The following is an 18676-nucleotide window of genomic DNA, read 5'->3' on the forward strand; positions in this document are numbered from 1 at the left end:
TTTCACAGGGCCTTTTTCTTGTGTCATTCAAGCGCCGATTAGGGTAATCGCCATCCAAATGCGCGGGGTCTTGCGGTTCAATCTGTATACACATTCTGTATGGAAATTGAACCCGGCGCAGCAGCTTTCGCTGCCTGTGCAAAGGACCCCCATGGAAACTGCGATTCACCCCGTCGACGAGAAACTTCCCATGGGCCGTCTCACGGCCCTGGGCCTGCAGCATGTGCTGGTGATGTATGCCGGCGCCGTCGCCGTGCCGCTGATCATCGGCCGCGCGCTGAACCTGCCTGCGGAACAGGTGGCGATGCTGATTTCAGCCGACCTGTTCTGCTGCGGTCTGATCACGCTGATCCAGGCCATGGGCGCGACGCAATGGTTCGGCATACGGCTGCCGGTGATGATGGGTGTGACGTTCGCGAGCGTCGCGCCCATGGTGTCGATGGCGCAGAGCACCTCGGGGCCTGCGGGAGCCGGGCTGATCTTCGGCTCGGTCATAGGCGCGGGCGTGGTGTCGCTGCTGCTGGCGCCGGCCATCAGCCGCATGCTGCGCTTTTTCCCGCCCGTGGTGACCGGCACCATTATTCTGGTCATTGGCATCAGCCTGATGCGCGTGGGCATCAACTGGATTTTCGGCAACCCCGTGGGCCCGACCGCGCCCAGCGTGCCCAACCCCGAACACATCAAGTGGCTGGCCGAAGCCCAGGCCGCGGCCGGCGCGCCCGGCAGTTCGCTGCAGCCCGTGCCCAAGGGCCTGTCGGTCGTTCCCACGCTGCCCAACCCGCGCTACGGCGACCTGACCGGCGTGGGCATTTCCGCGCTGGTGCTGGTGTCCATTTTGCTGATCGCGCGCTTCGGCAAGGGCTTCATCGCCAACATCTCGGTGCTGCTGGGCATCGTGATCGGCGGCGTTGCCACCACGCTGATGGGCCTGATGGACTTCCACAAGGTGGCCGAGGCCCAATGGTTCAACATCGTGCTGCCGTTCGAGATAGCACTGCCGGTGTTCGACCCGATGCTGATACTGACCATGTCCCTTGTGATGATCGTGGTGATGATCGAGTCCACGGGCATGTTCCTCGCGCTGGGTGAAATGACCGGGCGCAAGATCAGCCAGGACGACCTCACGCGCGGCCTGCGCACCGACGGCCTGGGCACGCTGATCGGCGGCATCTTCAACACCTTCCCCTACACCAGCTTCTCGCAGAACGTGGGTCTGGTGGCCGTCACCGGCGTCAAGAGCCGCTGGGTCTGCGTGGCTGGCGGCGTGATCCTGGTGGTGCTGGGCCTGCTGCCCAAGATGGCCGCGCTGATCGAGTCCCTGCCCACCGTGGTGCTGGGCGGCGCGGGACTGGTGATGTTCGGCATGGTGGCCTCCACCGGAATCCGCATTCTGAGCAATGTCGATTTCCAGAAGAACCGCAACAACGCCATGATCGTCGCGGTGTCGATCGGCGTCGGCATGGTGCCGCTGGTCGCGCCCAATTTCCGCCAATGGATGCCGCATGCCATCCATCCGCTCATTGAATCCGGTATCCTGCTGGCCTCACTTGCCGCTGTGGCATTGAACATTTTCTTTAACGGAACGCGCGGCGACACTGCCGACGTTGTGCGAGCTGCCCGCCAAGCCGACGCCCACTGAGCGACGCACAGGCCCGCAGCTGCCGCCGGCTACCGCCGGCCCTCCTCCCCCCTGCCACAAGGCTCGGGGGATTTGTTTTCCCTGCCAGTGGGACATGGTCATCTAGGCCATGGACCGCGCTGCCATCAGGTAAGCTAGCAGTAAGCCATTTGTTGTCGAGAATTTTCGTATGACCCAGAACCTGTCCACTGCCGAACAAGCCCTGCGCGAAGCTGCGCGCGAATACCACCGCAGCCCCAACAAGGGCAAGATTTCGGTCACCCCGACCAAGCCGCTGTCCAACCAGCGCGATCTGTCGCTGGCCTACTCGCCCGGCGTCGCCTACCCCTGCCTCGACATCCAGGCCGATCCCACGCTGGCGGCCGAGTACACCGCGCGCGGCAACCTGGTCGGCGTGATCACCAACGGCACGGCCGTGCTGGGTCTGGGCGACATCGGCCCGCTGGCCAGCAAGCCGGTGATGGAGGGCAAGGGCTGCCTGTTCAAGAAGTTCGCCGGCGTCGACGTGTTCGACATCGAACTCGCCGAACGCGATCCCGACAAGCTGATCGACATCATTGCCGCGCTCGAGCCCACGCTCGGCGGCATCAACCTCGAGGACATCAAGGCCCCCGAGTGCTTCTACATCGAGCAGGAGCTGTCCAAGCGCATGAACATTCCGGTGTTCCATGACGACCAGCACGGCACGGCCATCATCTCCAGCGCCGCGCTGCTCAACGGCCTGGAGCTGGTGGGCAAGGAAATCGACAAGGTGAAGATCGCCGTGTCGGGCGCGGGCGCCGCGGCGATCGCCTGCGTCAACGTGATGGTGGGTCTGGGCGTGAAGCGTGAAAACGTGTTCATGTGCGACTCCAAGGGCCTGATCTATGAAGGCCGCCCCGGCGGCTTCGACGCGTCCAAGGCGCAGTACGCGCAAAAGACCGAAGGCCGCACGCTGGCCGACGCGGTCAATGCGGCCGACGTGTTCCTGGGCTGCTCGGCACCTGGCGTGCTCACGGCCGAGATGGTCAAGACCATGGCCGACAAGCCAATCATTCTGGCGCTGGCCAACCCCGAGCCTGAAATCCGCCCCGAGCTGGCCAAGGCCATCCGCCCCGACTGCATCATCGCCACCGGCCGTTCGGATTACCCGAACCAGGTGAACAACGTGCTGTGCTTCCCCTACATCTTCCGCGGCGCGCTCGATTGCGGCGCGACCAAGATCACCGAGGAAATGAAGCTGGCCTGCGTGCGCGAAATCGCCAACCTGGCCAAGGCCGAGATGAGCGACGAAGTCGCCGCCGCCTACCAGGGCAAGGAACTGTCGTTCGGCCCCGACTACATCATTCCCACGCCGTTCGACGTGCGCTTGATCCTGCGCATCGCACCCGCCGTGGCACGCGCCGCCGAAGCTTCGGGTGTCGCCACGCGCCCCATCGCCGACTACGACGCCTACCGCGAAAGCCTGTCGCGCTTCGTCTACTCGACCAGCATGTTCATGCGCCCGGTGTTTGCCGCGGCCAAGCAGAACCTGCAACGTGTTGCCTACGCCGAAGGTGAAGACGAGCGCGTTCTGCGCGCCGTGCAGGTCGCCGTCGACGACGGCCTGGCCAAGCCCATCCTGATCGGCCGCCCCGCAGTGATCGCCACGCGCATCGCCAAGGCCGGCCTGCGCCTGCAGCCGGGCAAGGATGTCGAGATCTGCGACCCCGAAGACGACCCGCGCTTTCGCCAGTACTGGGAAACGTATCACAAGCTGATGGGCCGCAACGGCGTCACGCCCGAGAACGCCAAGGTGGCCGTGCGTCGCTCGAACACGCTGATCGCCGCGCTGATGGTGCATCTGGGTGATGCCGACGCGATGCTGTGCGGCCTGGTGGGCCGCTTCGACAGCCACCTCGAGCACATCGAGAAGGTGCTGGGCCTGAAAGATGGCGCTCCTGGTTTCGCCACCGTGAACGCGCTGATGCTCGAAAGCCGCACGCTGTTCATCGCCGACACCTACATCAACGACAACCCCGACGCCGACCTGCTGGCCAGCATTGCGCAGATGGCGGCCGAGGAAGTGCAGCGCTTCGGCCTGCCGCCCAAGGTGGCGTTCCTGTCGCACTCGAACTACGGTTCGTCGACACGCCCCTCGGCGCTGAAGATGCGCGCCGCGCGCGAGCAGTTCGCCAAGAACGTGCCGCACATCGAATGCGACGGCGAAATGCACGGCGATGCCGCGCTGTCGCCCGAAGTGCGCGCCCGCGCGCTGCTGGAAAGCTCGCTCGACGGCGAAGCCAATGTGCTGATTTGCCCGAATCTCGACGCCGCGAACATCCTGTTCAACGTGCTCAAGACCACGGCCGCGCACGGCACGACCATCGGCCCGATGCTGCTGGGCAGCGCCGCCGCCGCCCATGTGCTGACGCCTTCGAGCACCGTGCGCCGCGTCGTCAACATGACCGCGCTGGCCGCGGCCCAGGCCCAGACGCTGCACGCCGCCTGAAGCTGCACCCTGCGCTGGCAGGGTCTGCGCTAAAAGCACGCTTTCGGGCGTGCTTTTTTATGCCCGTCTAGATCTCATCGATCGCGGTACTGGCCTGCGCGGTCTGGGCAGCGTCGCCGGTGATCGCAAAGCGATCGCGGCAAGTCACATAGAAGCTCGCGCCGAAACGGCCCACGGGAAAGTAGTCCTGCAGCGACACGCGCCACTTCTCGGTGTCTACCAGGCCGTCGCGCACCGCGAGCCAGACCACGCGGCCTATGAACACATAGCGGCTTTCGGTTTCCATCACCTCGTGCAGCACGCACTCGAAGGCGACGGGAGCCTGGGCGATGCGCGGCGGCTGCACGCGCTGCGACGGCAAGGTATCGAGCCCCGCATGCACCAATTCGCTCTGCGTGACCGGCAGGCGGTCACCACAGCGGTGCATGGCTTCGGCAATCGCTTCGTCGGCGATATGCACCACGAATTCGCGCATGCGCAGAATGTGCGCGGCGGTGTCCTTGAGGTGGCCGTCGCTGAGCTTGTTGATGCTCACCATCACGATGGGCGGGTCCTCGCCCACCATGTTGAACATGCTGAACGGCGCGGCGTTCACCGTGCCATCTTCGGCCAGCGTGGTGATCAGCGCGATTGGGCGCGGCACGATCAGGCTGGCCATCAGCTTGTAGCGCGCATAGCTGTCTATCTGGGTGAAATCGATCTCGGTCATTACGGGCCTTCGGGAATGTCGGGGGCGCGCGCTTGCATACAAGCGCGGGAATTGAACAGATTTTCGCAATAAGCATGCCGAGGAACATGGCGCCCCCTCATGTTTTGCCTAGGGGCGGGCAAACAGTGCGGCCGGCAGCACGCACCAACTCGGCGCACAACGACGCCCCAGTAAGTGTATGCAAGCACTGTATGCAACTTTTGTCGCACCGCATCGGTGCACACCGGGCCCTGCAGCAATGCGCAGCGGCGTTTGCAAGCTGGCATTGTTTTTGCGCTGTCATGGTTATTAACTGCCCACTCCTTTCAAGGATCACCATGCAAAAGCGTTTCTTCCTGAAGGCCAGCGCGGCCGCCCTCGCCCTTTCCTGCGTTGCCGCCCATGCGGCCGACACGCCGATCAAGTTCCAGCTCGACTGGCGCTTCGAAGGCCCGGCGGCGTTCTTCCTCCAGCCGGTGGCCAAGGGCCACTTCAAGGCCGAAGGTCTGGACGTGCAGGTCGATGCGGGCAGCGGTTCGGGAGGAGCGGTGCAGCGCGTGGCTTCGGGCACCTATGACATGGGCTTTGCCGATCTGGCCGCGGTGATGGAGTTCCACGCGAACAACCCCGATGCGCCCAACAAACCCGTGGCCGTGATGGTGGTCTACAACAACACGCCGTCGTCGGTGATGGCGCTGAAGAAAAGCGGTATCAAGACCGCCGCCGATCTGACGGGCAAGAAGCTGGGCGCGCCGGTGTTCGACGCCGGGCGCAAGGCCTTCCCGATCTTCGCCGCCGCCAACAAGGTGGGCAACGTGGCCTGGACTTCCATGGACCCGCCGCTGCGCGAAACCATGCTGGTGCGCGGTGACATCGACGCGATCACCGGCTTCACCTTCACCTCGCTGCTCAACCTCGAAGCGCGTGGCGTCAAGGCCCAGGACGTGGTGGTGCTGCAGTACGCCGACTACGGCGTGAAGATGTACGGCAACGTGATCATCGCCAGCAGCAAGCTGATTCAGGAGAACCCCGAAGCCGTGCGCAAGTTCCTGCGCGCCTTCACCAAGGGCGCGAAGGAAGTCATCGCCAAGCCCGCCGACGCGATCACCGCCGTCAAGGCGCGTGACGGCATCGTCAACGTGCCGCTGGAAACGCGCCGCCTGCAACTGGCGATCGACACCGTCGTCAACAGCCCCGACGCGCGCGCCGAAGGCTTCGGCCAGATCAACGCCGCGCGCCTGTCGCTGATGGCCTCGCAGGTCTCGGACGTCTACGCGACCAAGCAGCGCGTGCCCACGGCCACGGTGTGGAACGGCAGCTTCCTGCCGACCGCCGCCGCGCTCGACATCCTGCCGCGCAAGTAAGCCGCGCGCGCCGCCCCACCTCACCAGGAAACTCCAGTGAACAAACGCTCCTTCCTCCAGACCGCCGTTGCCATCGCAGCGCTGACCGCCTCCGCCTGGAGCATTGCCGCGGCACCCGCCGTCACGCCCCTGAAATTCCAGCTCGACTGGCGCTTCGAAGGCCCGGCAGCGTTCTTCGTGCACCCCGGCGCCAAAGGCTACTACAAGGACAACGGCCTGGACGTGACGGTGGAAGCAGCGAGCGGCGCGGGCGCGATCCAGCGCGTGGCCTCGGGCACGCACGACCTGGGCTTTGCCGACCTGTCGGCGCTGATGGAATTCCACGCCAACAACCCCGACGCGCCGATCAAGCCCGTGGCCGTGATGGTGATCTACAACACCACGCCGGCCTCGGTCATGGCGCTGAAGAAAAGCGGCATCAAGACGGCCGCCGATCTGACGGGCAAAAAGCTGGGCGCGCCCATCTTCGACGCCGGCCGGCGCACCTTTCCGCTGTTCGCGCAAGCCAACAACGTGGGCGAAGTGCAGTGGACCACGATGGATCCACCGCTGCGCGAAACCATGCTGGTGCGCGGTGACATCGATGCCGTCACGGGCTACACCTTCACCAGCCTGCTCAACCTCGAGGCGCGCGGCGTCAAGCGCGAAGACATCGTCGTGCTGCCCTATGCGACGCATGGTGTGAAGCTCTACGGCAACGTCATCATCGCCAGCCCCAAGCTGATCGCCGAGAAGCCCGAAGCGCTCAAGGCCTTCCTGGCCGCGTTTGCCAAGGGTGCGAAGGAAGTCATCGCCCAGCCCGCTGCCGCGATCGCCTCGCTCAAGGCCAAGGACGGCCTGGTCAACACCGAAGTCGAAATCAAGCGCCTGCAACTGACCATCGAGACCGCGATCGACGGCCCGGGCGCACGCGAAGAAGGCTTTGGCCAACTGCGCCTGCCACGGCTGCAGTTGATGGCCGAACAGGTCGCCAAGGCCTACGGCACGAAGAACCCCGTGCCGGCCAATGCGGTCTGGAACGGCAGCTTCCTGCCCTCCGCCGCAGCGCTCGACGTGCTGCCGAAGAAATGATGCCCGCGGGCTGACACCGCACCAAAGAAAAGAACCGCATGACGGACACCGCCCCTCCTTTTGTCGACTTCCGCAATGTCTGGCTCGCCTACAACGAAGAGCTGCGCGCGCAGAACCACTTCGCCGTCGAAGCCATCGACCTGCAACTGCAGCAAGGCGAATTCATTGCCATCGTCGGGCCTTCGGGCTGCGGCAAGTCCACCTTCATGAAGCTCGCCACGGGCCTGTGCATGCCCTCCATCGGACGCATCCTGATCGACGGCCAGCCCGTGACCGGGCCGCTGAAGATATCGGGTATGGCCTTCCAGGCGCCGTCGCTGCTGCCCTGGCGCACCACGGTCGAGAACGTGCTGCTGCCGCTGGAAATCGTCGAGCCCCACCGCAGCCAGTTCAAGGCCAAGCGCGCCGAGTATGAAGAACGGGCGCGCCGTCTGCTGCAGAAAGTGGGTCTTGCCGGCTACGAAGACAAGTTCCCCTGGCAGCTTTCGGGCGGCATGCAGCAGCGCGCGAGCATCTGCCGCGCGCTGATCCACGAACCCAAGCTGCTGCTGCTCGACGAGCCGTTCGGCGCGCTCGACGCGTTCACGCGCGAGGAACTCTGGTGCATCCTGCGCGACCTCTGGACCGAGCAGAAATTCAATGTGATCCTGGTGACGCACGACCTGCGCGAATCGGTGTTCCTCGCCGACACGGTCTATGTGATGAGCAAGAGCCCGGGCCGTTTCGTCGTCAAGCGCGAGATCGAGCTGCCGCGCCCGCGCGATCTGGAGCTGACCTACACCAAGGAATTCAGCGACATCGTGCACGAGCTGCGCGGCCACATCGGCGCGCTGCGCCACGCCGCGCCCAGCACCGCCGCCAGCGTTTGAGACGCCGCAAGAAAGTCACACCATGAAAATCTCTCCGCGCGTCGAACGCTGGTCTCCCTGGCTGCTGATGCTGGCCATCATCATCCTCTGGCAGGTCATCTGCTCGGCCTTCCAGGTTTCCGAATTCATCTTCCCCAGCCCCTGGCTGATACTCACGCAGTTCGTCGAGTTCAGCGGCGTGATCGCCATGCATGCCTGGCGCACCTACTGGGTGACGATGGCCGGCTTCGGCCTGGCCATCGTCGTCGGCGTGCTGCTGGGCTTTCTGATCGGCAGTTCGCGCCTGGCCTATGCCGCGCTGTACCCGCTGATGACGGCTTTCAATGCGCTGCCCAAGGCCGCGTTCGTGCCGATTCTCGTGGTCTGGTTCGGCATTGGCGCAGGCCCGGCCATCCTGACCGCGTTCCTGATCAGCTTCTTTCCCATCATGGTCAACATCGCGACCGGCCTGGCCACGCTCGAGCCCGAACTCGAAGACGTGCTGCGCGTGCTCGGCGCCAAGCGCTGGGACGTGCTGACCAAGGTCGGCCTGCCGCGCTCCATGCCCTACTTCTACGGTTCGCTCAAGGTCGCGATCACGCTGGCCTTCGTCGGCACCACGGTCTCGGAAATGACGGCCGCCAATGAAGGCATAGGCTATCTGCTGATCTCGGCGGGCTCGTCGATGCAGATGGGCCTGGCCTTCGCCGGCCTGCTGGTCGTCGGCGCGATGGCCATGGCGATGTACGAACTGTTCAGCTGGGTCGAAAAGCGCACCACCGGCTGGGCCCACCGCGGCTCGAACAACCACTGAGCATCCGCCGCCCCGCCGCCATTCCATGCCGCCCGCCCATACCGGAGACATGCCTTGACCCAGCCTGCCCAACACCCGTCGCAACTTTCACTTGCACCACAGGCCAGGGACGAGGACTTGCTGCGGCTGGCATTCCAATGGGCGGCGACGGCGCGGGCGCGCGGCAACCGGCCTTTTGGCGCGGTCATCGTCTCGGCCGAAGGGCAGCTGCTGGCCGAGGCCTACTGCAACATCAGCGAAAGCGGTGACTGCACGGGACATGCCGAAATCAACGCGCTGCGCCAGCTGCGCACGCCGGCCCAGCTCGAAAGCCTGGCGCAGGCGACTCTTTATGCGTCGGCCGAGCCCTGCATGATGTGCGCAGGCGCCATCCTGTGCAGCGGCATACGCCGCGTGGTCTACGGCCTGGCCAACGACCATCTGCGCCAGCTCTGCGGCCAGCGCATCGACAGCTTTCGCAGCAGCATGGCCGCGGCCGAACTGCTGGCGCTCGCGCCCCAGCCCATCGCCTGCATAGGGCCCATGCTGACCGAGGAAGCGCTGGAACCCCACGCGGGCTATTGGGGCAACTGAACCCCGGCCGGCACCACAACAGTGCATGCGGCGCGCTTCTTGCTTATCCTGGGGTATCTGGATTTGTTTGGATTTCCCCCATGGCCTGGCTTGCAGAACTTGAACTCGACTATGCCGTTTCGCACGGCCGCAGCGTGGTGCACCACCGCCACAACGGCCCGCTGCGCGTGCTGCGCAGCCTCTACCCCGAAGGCGATGCGGTGTGCCACAACGTGCTGGTGCATCCGCCCAGCGGCCTGGTCAGCGGCGACACGCTCGACATCCGCGCGCACGTGGCGAGCGGCGCCCATGCACTGGTCACCACGCCGGGGGCGACGCGCTTTTACCGCGCCAATGGCGCGCCCGCGCTGCAGGACACGCGCCTGACGCTGGACGCCGGCGCGCGCATGGAATGGCTGCCGCTGGAAAACATCGCCTACAGCGGCTGCGACGCGCACAACCGGCTGGAGTTGCAGCTCGCACCGGGCGCCGAGTTGATAGGCTGGGACATGACGGCGCTGGGCCTGCCCCACGCAGGCCTGCCCTTTGCCGCCGGCCGCTATACCCAGCACCTGGAACTGCCCGGCCAATGGCTGGAGCATGGCACGCTGGCCGCGGGCGACGCGCTGCTGATGGACGGCCCGCTGGGCCTGGCCGGCCAGCGCTGCCTGGCCTCGCTGTTCTTCGTCAGCGGCAGCGCGATCGCGCGCGAGCGCCGCGAAGCCGCATTGGAGATGACGCGCACGCTGATCGAAAGCCATGCGCTCGCGCCCCGCTGCGGCGTGACCAGCCCGCACGACCAGATGATCGTGCTGCGCGCGCTCGCACCCATGGTCGAGCCCGTGATGCAGCTGTGGCAGCAGGTATGGCGGCTATGGCGCACGCATTTCTGGGACATGGCTGCCGTGGCGCCGCGCATCTGGGCCATGTAGCCCGCCCGGGCTTGTGCGGCTAGGCCCGCGCCCGGATCTTTTCGGTCTGAGCCATCGTCAGCGCGCGCGCGGCCCGCACCTCATCCCCCGCAGCTTTCATGGCCCGGTAGTTGCGCTCATTGGGCGACTGCTGGCACAGCTTGGTCTTTTGCGCGTGGACCGCCTCCTTCTTCTTGAGGTCCGCCATCAGCGGCTTCATTTCGGCCATCAGTTTCTTGAGCTCACGGTTGCCATCGAGCAGCTGGGACCTGGCATTCGACACATCGATGATCTCGCGGCTGGTTAATGGCTTGCTGCTGTCGGCGTCGAAGCCCCCGCGGCGCAGCACGTCTTCCAGACCCTTCTGGCTCAGGCCCTTGCTGATCGAGGCAATGAAGGCGCTCTTGGTGTCCTGGTTGACCTTGGTCGACGATTCACCCCGCAGCCAATTCATCACCCGGGTGAAGAAGCCTTGCTTTGCCGAAGTCGTGGATTGCAGCGTGCCGCCCTTGAGCGCGACCGCTTCGCCGGATTTCGCCAGAGCCTGGAAACTGGCAAGACTGGGCCCGGAAGATTGAATGCTCGACATGGGCTGCTCCTGCGTTAGCCGCGAATGAACTGCTCGAAGCGCGAAGGCGCGGCGGCTGCCTCAGCCGCGGCTGCGGGCGCGGCATCAAACAGCGCCGCGCAGCTTTCGGCCGCATCGACAAAAGCCTTGATCACGGCCTCCCAGTCCAGCACCTCCATGCCCGCAGCATCCACGACACGCGTGATGGCGACGCCGCCCGTAGGGCCGTCCAGGCCTATCGTCGCGCCCCCCGTGCCATGAAAGAAGTAGTTGGCTTCGAGCAGACGACGGCAGGCTTCGGGGCCGGCATCGGCGGACAGCACGCCCAGGCTGCTGTACAGCAGCACCAGGGAGCTGTCGCCCACGGACTCGATATTCACCACGACGTCGTCAAAGCTCAGGCAGCAGTAGCCGTTTTCATCGAGCGCCAGGCCTTCGAGGCCCAGGGCATTGCCAAAATCGGTCAGCAGGCGGTTGATATGGTCGTTCATGGTATTTCCTCAAGGTCGTTTGCGCGCAAGCCGCGGCATGGCGAATGGCTGCCATGTCCGTGAGTCACGCAGCGTCAATACAAGTTCCAACGCAACGCTTTCCCGGGCCCGGCGCAGGCCGCAAAAATCTGCGCCTGACACCGGCACCGGAGGCCATGGTCTGGGGCAAAATGCATTGATCCCCTGCGCCTCAACCGGCCTGCCCCCAATGAACAAAGAAGCTCTTTTGCCATGCGCGTAGCCATACTCACCGGGGGCGGCGACTGCCCCGGACTCAATGCCGTGATCCGCGCGGTCACCAAATCGCTGATCCACCACGGCAACGCCGAAGTGCTGGGCATTGCCGACGGATTCGAAGGCCTGATGGGCGAGAACCCGCGCGTCAAGCCGCTGGCCTGGGACGAAGTCTCGGGCATCCTGCACCAGGGTGGCACCATCCTGGGCACCAGCAACAGCGCCAACCCGCTGCGCGACGCGGCGACGCTGGCGCAGACCGGCAGAAACATCCAGGCGCTGGGATTGGATGTGGTCGTGGCAATTGGCGGCGACGGCACGATGAGCCTGGCCCATGGGCTGGAGAAAGTCGGCCTGCGCTGCGTGGGCGTGCCCAAGACCATAGACAACGACATTGCCAACTGCGAGCGCAGCTTCGGCTTCGACACCGCCGTGGCCACCGTCACGGACAGCCTGCGGCGCATAGAGAGCACGGCCATGAGCCACCACCGCGTGATGATCGTCGAGACCATGGGCCGGCACGCGGGCTGGCTCGCGCTCGAGTCTGGCATCGCGGGTGCAGCCGACATCATCCTGCTGCCCGAAATCGACTACGACCTGCAAGCCGTGATCGACGTGTGCCGCGCGCGCGAGGAACGCCAGCGCTACACCATCATCTGCATAGGCGAAGGAGCAAAGGAAAGCGGCGCGAGCCAGACCGTGCGCGAGCGCGTGGCGCACAGTCCCGACCCGGTGCGCCTGGGCGGCGTGGGCCATGTGCTGCGCGAACGGCTGCAGCCGCATCTCAAGAGCGAAGTCCGCACCACGGTGCTGGGCCATGTGCAGCGCGGCGGCGATCCCACGCCCTTCGACCGCGTGCTCGCCACGCGCTTCGGCCACCACGCGGCGCAGTTGGTGATACGCGGCCAGTTCGGCCGCATGGTCACGCTGCAGGGCGGTGAAATCACCAGCGTAGAAATTTCCGAAGTGGCGAATGTGCAGCGCACCATCGCGCTGGACCACAGCCTGCTGGTGATGGCGCGGGATATCGGGATTTCGCTGGGGGAGGCGGGACCGGGGGGCTGATTTCCGGCTACCCGTTCGTCCTGAGCCTGCCTCGCCGGCCGCGTCGAAGGATGAACGGCCTGCGCTCAAGTCATGAGGATTGGGCGTTCATGGTTCGACCGGGCCGCGCAGGCAGGCTCACCACGAACGGGGAGCTCACTCCCTCAAATCGCCACCAGCTGGCGTATGCCTTTTTCCTGCATCTCACTGCCCGGCCCCTGGGCGATCACCGCGCCGCGCTGCATCACCAGGTACTGGTCGGCCAACTCCTCGGCAAAGTCGTAGTACTGCTCGCACAGCAGCACGGCCATGCCGCGCTCGCGCGCAAGCATGCGGATCACACGGCCTATGTCCTTGATGATGCTCGGCTGAATGCCTTCGGTGGGCTCGTCGAGAATCAGCAGTTTGGGCCCGGGAGCGAGCGCGCGTGCGATCGCGAGCTGCTGCTGCTGGCCGCCCGAAAGATCGCCGCCGCGGCGCTGCAGCATCTGCGCGAGCACGGGGAACAGTTCGAACAGATCGGGCGGAATCGGCGTGGACGCGCTGCAATAGGCCAGGCCCATGCGCAGGTTGTCCTGCACCGTGAGGCGCCCGAAGATCTCGCGCCCCTGGGGCACGAAGCCTATGCCCGCGCGCGCGCGTTCGTAGGGCGTGAGGCCCGCAATCTGGCGGCCCTGCCATTCGATGGAGCCGCTGCGAATCGGCACGCGGCCCATCAGGCTCTTGAGCAGCGTGGTCTTGCCCACGCCGTTGCGCCCCAGCAGCACGGTGACCTGGCCGGGTTCGGCGCAAAGGCTCACATCGCGCAGGATGTGCGAGCCGCCGTAGTACTGGTGAAGGTTCTGGACTTTAAGCATGATGTGTGCAGGCGACTCAGCGCCCCAGATAGACCTCGACCACACGTTCATCGGCCTGGACCTGGGCCAGCGGGCCCTCGGCCAGCACCGCGCCGTCGCACAGCACCGTGACCTTCTCGGAGATCGCGGCGATGAACGACATGTCGTGCTCGACCACCATCAGCGAATGCTGGCCCTTGAGGCGCAGGAACAGTTCGGCGGTGCGCACGGTTTCCTCGTCGGTCATGCCGGCGACGGGTTCATCGAGCAGCAGCAGCTTGGGCTCCTGCATCAGCAGCATGCCGATTTCCAGCCACTGCTTCTGGCCGTGGCTCAGCACGCCGGCCATGCGCCGCACCGCATCGGCGAGATGGATGGTGTGCAGCACTTCGGCGAGGCGGTCCTTTTGCGCGCTGTCGAGGCGAAAGAACATCGAGTGGCGCACGCCCTTGTGCGTCTTCAGCGCGAGTTCTAGGTTCTCGAACACCGTGAGGTTTTCGAACACCGTGGGCTTCTGGAACTTGCGGCCAATGCCCAGCTGGGCGATCTCGGGTTCGTTGTGGCGCAGCAGATCGATGGTCGAGCCGAAGAACACCGTGCCGCGATCGGGCCGGGTCTTGCCGGTGATGATGTCCATCATCGTCGTCTTGCCTGCGCCGTTCGGGCCGATGATGCAGCGCAGCTCGCCGGGCGCGATGTCCAGGCTCAGGCCGTTGATCGCCTTGAAGCCGTCGAAGCTCACATGCACATCTTCGAGGTACAGAATGCGCCCGTGCGTCACGTCGACTTCGCCGGGCACGGCCGCGCGCGCGTAGCTCGCGCTGCGCCCGCCCGAGTCGCCCTGCTGCTGCGCCGCGCGGCGCACCGCGAGGGCTTCGAGGCGCTCGGCGCCGGCTTCCATTTGGTCGGGTGTCATTGCCCACCTCCTTCTTCGGGCTTGGCGCGGCGACCCAGTCGCAATTGCCGCACCCAGCCCACCACGCCCTGCGGCAGGAACAAGGTCACGGCAATGAACAGCGCGCCCAGGAAATAGAGCCAGAACTCGGGCGCGCTGACGGTGAGCCAGCTCTTGGCGCCGTTGACGATGAACGCGCCGACGATGGGGCCGATCAGGCTCGCGCGCCCGCCGACCGCAGCCCACACCGCCATCTCGATCGAGTTCGCGGCGCTCATTTCACCGGGGTTGATGATGCCCACCTGCGGCACATAGAGCGCGCCCGCGATGCCGCACATCATGGCGCTGATGCACCAGATCGTGAGCTTGTAGGGCAGCGGCGAATAGCCCGAGAACATCACGCGCGTTTCGGCGTCGCGAATCGCCTGCAGCACGCGGCCGAACTTGCTTTGCACCAGCCAGCGCGCGAACAGGTAGCAGCCCAGCAGCACGCAGCCCGTGAGAACGAACAGGAACATGCGCATTTCCGGCGTCGCGATCGCCACGCCCAGGATGCGCTTGAAATCGGTGAAGCCGTTGTTGCCGCCCAGACCCGTCTCGTTGCGGAAGAACAGCAGCATCGCCGCATAGGTCAGCGCCTGGGTGATGATCGAGAAATACACACCCTTGATGCGCGAACGGAAGGCGAAGTAGCCGAACACGAAAGCCACGAAGCCGGGCACGGCCACGATCAGGAACAGCGTGGCGACAAAGCTGTCGCTGAGCTGCCAGTGCCAGGGCAGTTCCTTCCAGTCGAGGAAGACCATGAAGTCGGGCAAGGCGCTGCCCGAGTTGCCGTCGGCGCCGATCTGGCGCATCAGGTACATGCCCATCACATAGCCGCCGAGCGCGAAGAACAGGCCGTGGCCCAGGCTCAGAATGCCCGCGTAGCCCCAGATCAGGTCCATGGCCAGCGCGCAGATCGCGTAGCACATGATCTTGCCGATCAGCGAGACCGCGTAGTCGGACATATGGAAGGCGCTGCCCGCGGGCACCCACAGATTGAGCAACGGCGCGACGGCGCAGATGACCACCAGCGCGGCGAGAAACACCGACCAGCCGGTGCGCGTGAGCAGGGGCTTGGGGCCGGGCAGCACGAGAGAGGGAGAAGAAGAATTCAGCTGCATTTCAAGCCTCCGCGCTGCGGCCTTTCATTGCGAAGATGCCTTGCGGCCGCTTCTGGATGAATATGATGATGAACACCAGCACCGCGATCTTGGCCAGCACCGCTCCGGTCCAGCCCTCGAGGAATTTGCCCAGGATGCCCAGACCCAGCGCCGCATAGACCGTGCCCAGCAACTGGCCCACGCCGCCCAGCACCACGACCATGAAGGCATCGACGATGTAGCTCTGTCCCAGGTCGGGGCCCACATTGCCCACCTGGCTCAGCGCGCAGCCCGCAAGGCCGGCTACGCCAGACCCCAGCGCAAAGGCCATGGTGTCGACGCGTGCCGTGTTCACGCCCATGCAGGCGGCCATGGCGCGGTTCTGCGTCACGCCGCGCACGAACAGTCCCAGGCGCGTGCGGCTGATGGTCCAGGCCATGGCCAGCAGCACCGCGGCCGCGAAGACGATGATCACCAGGCGATTGAGCGGCAGTGTGAGGTTGGGCAGCAGCTGCCAGCCGCCGCTCATCCAGACCGGGTTTTCAACACCCACGTTCTGCGCTCCGAACAAGGTGCGCACGGTCTGCATCAGCACCAGGCTGATGCCCCAGGTCGCAAGCAGTGTTTCAAGCGGGCGGCCGTAGAGAAAGCGCAGCACCGAGCGCTCCATGAGCGCGCCCACGGCGGCCGCGGCCAGGAACGACAGCGGCACGGCAGCGAGCAGGTACCAGTCGAACGCGCCCGGGAAATAGGTCTGGAACAGGTTCTGCACCATGTAGGTCGCATAGGCGCCGATCATCATCAGCTCGCCATGCGCCATGTTGATCACGCCCATCAGCCCGTAGGTGATCGCCAGGCCCAGCGCGACCAGCAGCAGGATGGAGCCCAAGCTGATGCCCGTGAACACCACGCCCAGGCGTTCGCCCCAGGCCAGGCGGTCGTCCACCTGGGCCAGCGAGCGCCGTAGCTGGGCCTGCACCTTCTCGTCGCTCTCTTCGGACAGCCGCGTCTGCAGCAGCAGGCGGGCCTGCGGCGAGCCGCTTTCGCCCAGCGAGCCGGCCGCTTCGCGGCGCTGGTCGACGTGGTCGCTGCCCAGCAGCGCGGCCGAGCGCGCGAGTTCCAGCGACTGGCGCACGGCGCTGTCCTTTTCCTCGGCCAGCGCGCGTTCGAGCAGAGGAATCGCCGCGGGCGAGGCCTGCTTGAGCATCGCCTGCGCAGCGTCGCGGCGCAGCGCGGTGTCGGGCGCAAACAGATTGAGCGCGGCCAGCGCGGCAGAGATCTCGCCGCGCAGCCGGTTGTTGTTCATGACATCTTCCGCGCCTTCGGGCAGCGCGGTGGCCGCGCCCGTGGCCGGGTCGCTGACCTGGCCGTTGCGCACCACCAGCGCGCGGCCGTCGGCGACGACCACCGCATCATCGGCAAGCGCGCGCAGGTAAGGGGCCAAGGTGGCGTCGGGTTGCTGCAGTGCCGACTGGATGGCGGCGATGCGCGCGTCCGAGTCGCCCTGCGCCATCGCCAGCGCCTGCGCGGGCGTGAGCGCCTGTGCGGCCGTGGCGCCCAGCAGCGCACAGGCCAGCGCCGCCCGGCGCAGCAGGGCTGCGAGGGCCGGGCGCAAGCCGGTGGTCAGAAAGTTTCCAAGCATGGTGGTGCCGATTCCGAAGTAATTTATCCATGCCGAGTGCCCTACCCCCAGTCTTTGCAACTGGCGCGCCCCAGCAAGGGGGCAGCGAGGAAGGGCCGCCCCGCACCGAGGCTGCCGTCCCCCTCCACCGAAGGTTGAGAGGGGGAAGCCGCGTGAGCGGCTCAGGGGGTGCCTTACTTTTTCTCGGGTTCGTCTTTTTTCTTGTCGTTGCCTGGGATGTACGGGCTCCATGGCTTGGCCTTCACCGGTGCGGGCGTCTTCCAGACCACGTTGAACTGGCCGTCGGCCTTGATCTCGCCGATGAACACGTTCTTGTGCAGATGGTGGTTCTTCTCGTCCATCTTGCTGACGATGCCGCTGGGCGCCTTGAAGGTCTGGCCGGCCATGGCGGCGATCACCTTGTTCACATCGGTGGACTTGGCCTTCTCGACGGCCTGCTTCCACATGTGGATGCCGATGTAGGTGGCTTCCATCGGGTCGTTGGTCAGCGGACGGTCCTTGTGGCCGGCGATGTTCTTGGCCTTGGCGTAGTCGCTCCACTTCTTGATGAACGCCGTGTTCTCGGGGTTCTTGATCGACATGAAGTAGTTCCAGGCGGCCAGGTGGCCGACCAGCGGCTTGGTGTCCACGCCGCGCAACTCTTCCTCACCCACGGAGAAGGCGACGACGGGCACGTCGGTGGCCTTGAGGCCCGCATTGCCCAGTTCCTTGTAGAACGGCACGTTGGAGTCGCCATTGATGGTCGACACCACGGCCGTCTTGCCGCCCTGGCTGAATTTCTTGATGTCGGCAACGATGGTCTGGTAGTCGCTGTGGCCGAACGGCGTGTACTTCTCGTCGATGTCGCTGTCCTTCACGCCCTTGGTCTTGAGGTAGGCGCGCAGGATCTTGTTGGTGGTGCGCGGGTAGACGTAGTCGGTGCCCAGCAGCACCCAGCGCTTGGCGCCGCCGCCGTCCTTGCTCATCAGGTAATCGACCGCAGGAATGGCCTGCTGGTTGGGCGCCGCGCCCGTGTAGAACACGTTCTTCGACAGTTCCTCGCCTTCGTACTGCACGGGGTAGAACAGCAGGCCGTTCATTTCCTCGACCACGGGCAGCACCGACTTGCGGCTCACGCTGGTCCAGCCGCCGAAGATCACGGCGACCTTGTCCTGGCCCAGCAACTGCTTGGCCTTCTCGGCGAACAGCGGCCAGTTCGATGCCGGGTCGACGACCACAGGCTCGAGCTTCTTGCCCAGCACGCCGCCCGAGGCGTTGATTTCATCGATGGCCATCAGCACCGTGTCCTTGAGCACGGTTTCCGAAATCGCCATCGTGCCCGACAGGCTGTGCAGCACACCGACCTTGATGGTGTCCGCGGCCCATGCCGGCATGGCACCGAAACCCAGGCCGGCAACGGCTGCCGCGGCAGCAAGGGATTGAAGGGTGAAACGACGATGCATGGTCAGCGGCTCCTGAGGTGGT

General features: G+C 65.4%; 17 protein-coding genes. 9 read left to right on the plus strand and 8 right to left on the minus strand.

All coding sequences use genetic code 11. The annotated features are described in order from the left end of the window. Positions 1–151 precede the first annotated feature (151 nt). Both KHY18_RS08610 and KHY18_RS08615 read left to right on the plus strand, forming a co-directional pair. Positions 152–1639 carry a nucleobase:cation symporter-2 family protein gene (locus KHY18_RS08610; RefSeq protein WP_213298051.1) on the plus strand — a complete coding sequence of 496 codons (1488 nt, stop codon included), beginning with the start codon at positions 152–154 and terminating at the stop codon, positions 1637–1639. 169 nt (positions 1640–1808) lie between these two features. Continuing rightward, a complete protein-coding gene (locus KHY18_RS08615; RefSeq protein ID WP_213298054.1) occupies positions 1809–4109 on the plus strand; it encodes an NADP-dependent malic enzyme in 2301 nt (766 codons plus the stop codon). Between the two features lie 67 nt (positions 4110–4176). Here the strand turns inward: KHY18_RS08615 and KHY18_RS08620 are convergent, their stop codons facing one another. Next, a complete protein-coding gene (locus KHY18_RS08620; protein ID WP_213298057.1) occupies positions 4177–4818 on the minus strand; it encodes a flavin reductase family protein in 642 nt (213 codons plus the stop codon). A gap of 317 nt (positions 4819–5135) precedes the next feature. On the opposite strand from KHY18_RS08620, the gene KHY18_RS08625 reads away from it, so the two are divergent. The 6 genes from KHY18_RS08625 (at position 5136) to KHY18_RS08650 (ending at position 10378) form a co-directional block, all read left to right on the plus strand. After that, positions 5136–6161, plus strand: a complete 1026-nt coding sequence (locus KHY18_RS08625; RefSeq protein WP_213298060.1) for an ABC transporter substrate-binding protein — start codon at positions 5136–5138, stop codon at positions 6159–6161. Positions 6162–6197: 36 nt separating this feature from the next. Then, positions 6198–7232: an ABC transporter substrate-binding protein gene (locus KHY18_RS08630; protein WP_213298063.1), complete on the plus strand. Its 1035-nt coding sequence runs from the start codon at positions 6198–6200 to the stop codon at positions 7230–7232. A 38-nt stretch (positions 7233–7270) separates the two neighbouring features. Then, positions 7271–8101, plus strand: coding sequence for an ABC transporter ATP-binding protein (locus tag KHY18_RS08635; protein ID WP_213298066.1), 831 nt, complete (start codon positions 7271–7273; stop codon positions 8099–8101). Between the two features lie 22 nt (positions 8102–8123). Beyond that, positions 8124–8894: an ABC transporter permease gene (locus tag KHY18_RS08640; RefSeq protein WP_213298069.1), complete on the plus strand. Its 771-nt coding sequence runs from the start codon at positions 8124–8126 to the stop codon at positions 8892–8894. 54 nt (positions 8895–8948) lie between these two features. After that, positions 8949–9467: a nucleoside deaminase gene (locus KHY18_RS08645; protein WP_213298071.1), complete on the plus strand. Its 519-nt coding sequence runs from the start codon at positions 8949–8951 to the stop codon at positions 9465–9467. 80 nt (positions 9468–9547) lie between these two features. Then, positions 9548–10378, plus strand: coding sequence for an urease accessory protein UreD (locus tag KHY18_RS08650; RefSeq protein ID WP_213298074.1), 831 nt, complete (start codon positions 9548–9550; stop codon positions 10376–10378). A gap of 19 nt (positions 10379–10397) precedes the next feature. Here KHY18_RS08650 and KHY18_RS08655 read toward each other — a convergent pair whose 3' ends face one another. Next, positions 10398–10946: a hypothetical protein gene (locus tag KHY18_RS08655; RefSeq protein WP_213298078.1), complete on the minus strand. Its 549-nt coding sequence runs from the start codon at positions 10944–10946 to the stop codon at positions 10398–10400. Between the two features lie 14 nt (positions 10947–10960). Then, positions 10961–11416: a type III secretion system chaperone gene (locus tag KHY18_RS08660; protein ID WP_213298081.1), complete on the minus strand. Its 456-nt coding sequence runs from the start codon at positions 11414–11416 to the stop codon at positions 10961–10963. Positions 11417–11647: 231 nt separating this feature from the next. On the opposite strand from KHY18_RS08660, the gene KHY18_RS08665 reads away from it, so the two are divergent. Beyond that, positions 11648–12715 (plus strand): 6-phosphofructokinase, encoded by a 1068-nt coding sequence (locus KHY18_RS08665; RefSeq protein WP_213298084.1) that lies wholly within the window; start codon positions 11648–11650, stop codon positions 12713–12715. A gap of 143 nt (positions 12716–12858) precedes the next feature. On the opposite strand, the gene urtE is transcribed toward KHY18_RS08665, so the two are convergent. The 5 genes from urtE to urtA form a co-directional block, all read right to left on the minus strand. Beyond that, entirely contained in the window at positions 12859–13551 is a 693-nt protein-coding gene (urtE, locus tag KHY18_RS08670; RefSeq protein ID WP_213298087.1) for an urea ABC transporter ATP-binding subunit UrtE, read from the minus strand. A gap of 16 nt (positions 13552–13567) precedes the next feature. Beyond that, on the minus strand, positions 13568–14446 hold the full coding sequence (gene urtD, locus KHY18_RS08675; protein WP_213298090.1) for an urea ABC transporter ATP-binding protein UrtD: 879 nt from the start codon (positions 14444–14446) through the stop codon (positions 13568–13570). Next, positions 14443–15591, minus strand: coding sequence for an urea ABC transporter permease subunit UrtC (urtC, locus tag KHY18_RS08680; RefSeq protein WP_213298093.1), 1149 nt, complete (start codon positions 15589–15591; stop codon positions 14443–14445). Before urtC ends, urtD begins: the two co-directional genes overlap by 4 nt. A gap of 1 nt (position 15592) precedes the next feature. After that, the gene (urtB, locus tag KHY18_RS08685; RefSeq protein ID WP_213298096.1) at positions 15593–17212 is read right to left on the minus strand and encodes an urea ABC transporter permease subunit UrtB; all 1620 of its coding nucleotides are present in this window, start codon (positions 17210–17212) and stop codon (positions 15593–15595) included. Between the two features lie 173 nt (positions 17213–17385). Next, positions 17386–18654, minus strand: a complete 1269-nt coding sequence (gene urtA, locus KHY18_RS08690; protein ID WP_213298099.1) for an urea ABC transporter substrate-binding protein — start codon at positions 18652–18654, stop codon at positions 17386–17388. Between the last annotated feature and the right edge of the window lie 22 nt (positions 18655–18676).

The organism is Acidovorax sp. CCYZU-2555 (assembly GCF_018413525.1).
Lineage (GTDB): Bacteria > Pseudomonadota > Gammaproteobacteria > Burkholderiales > Burkholderiaceae_C > Comamonas.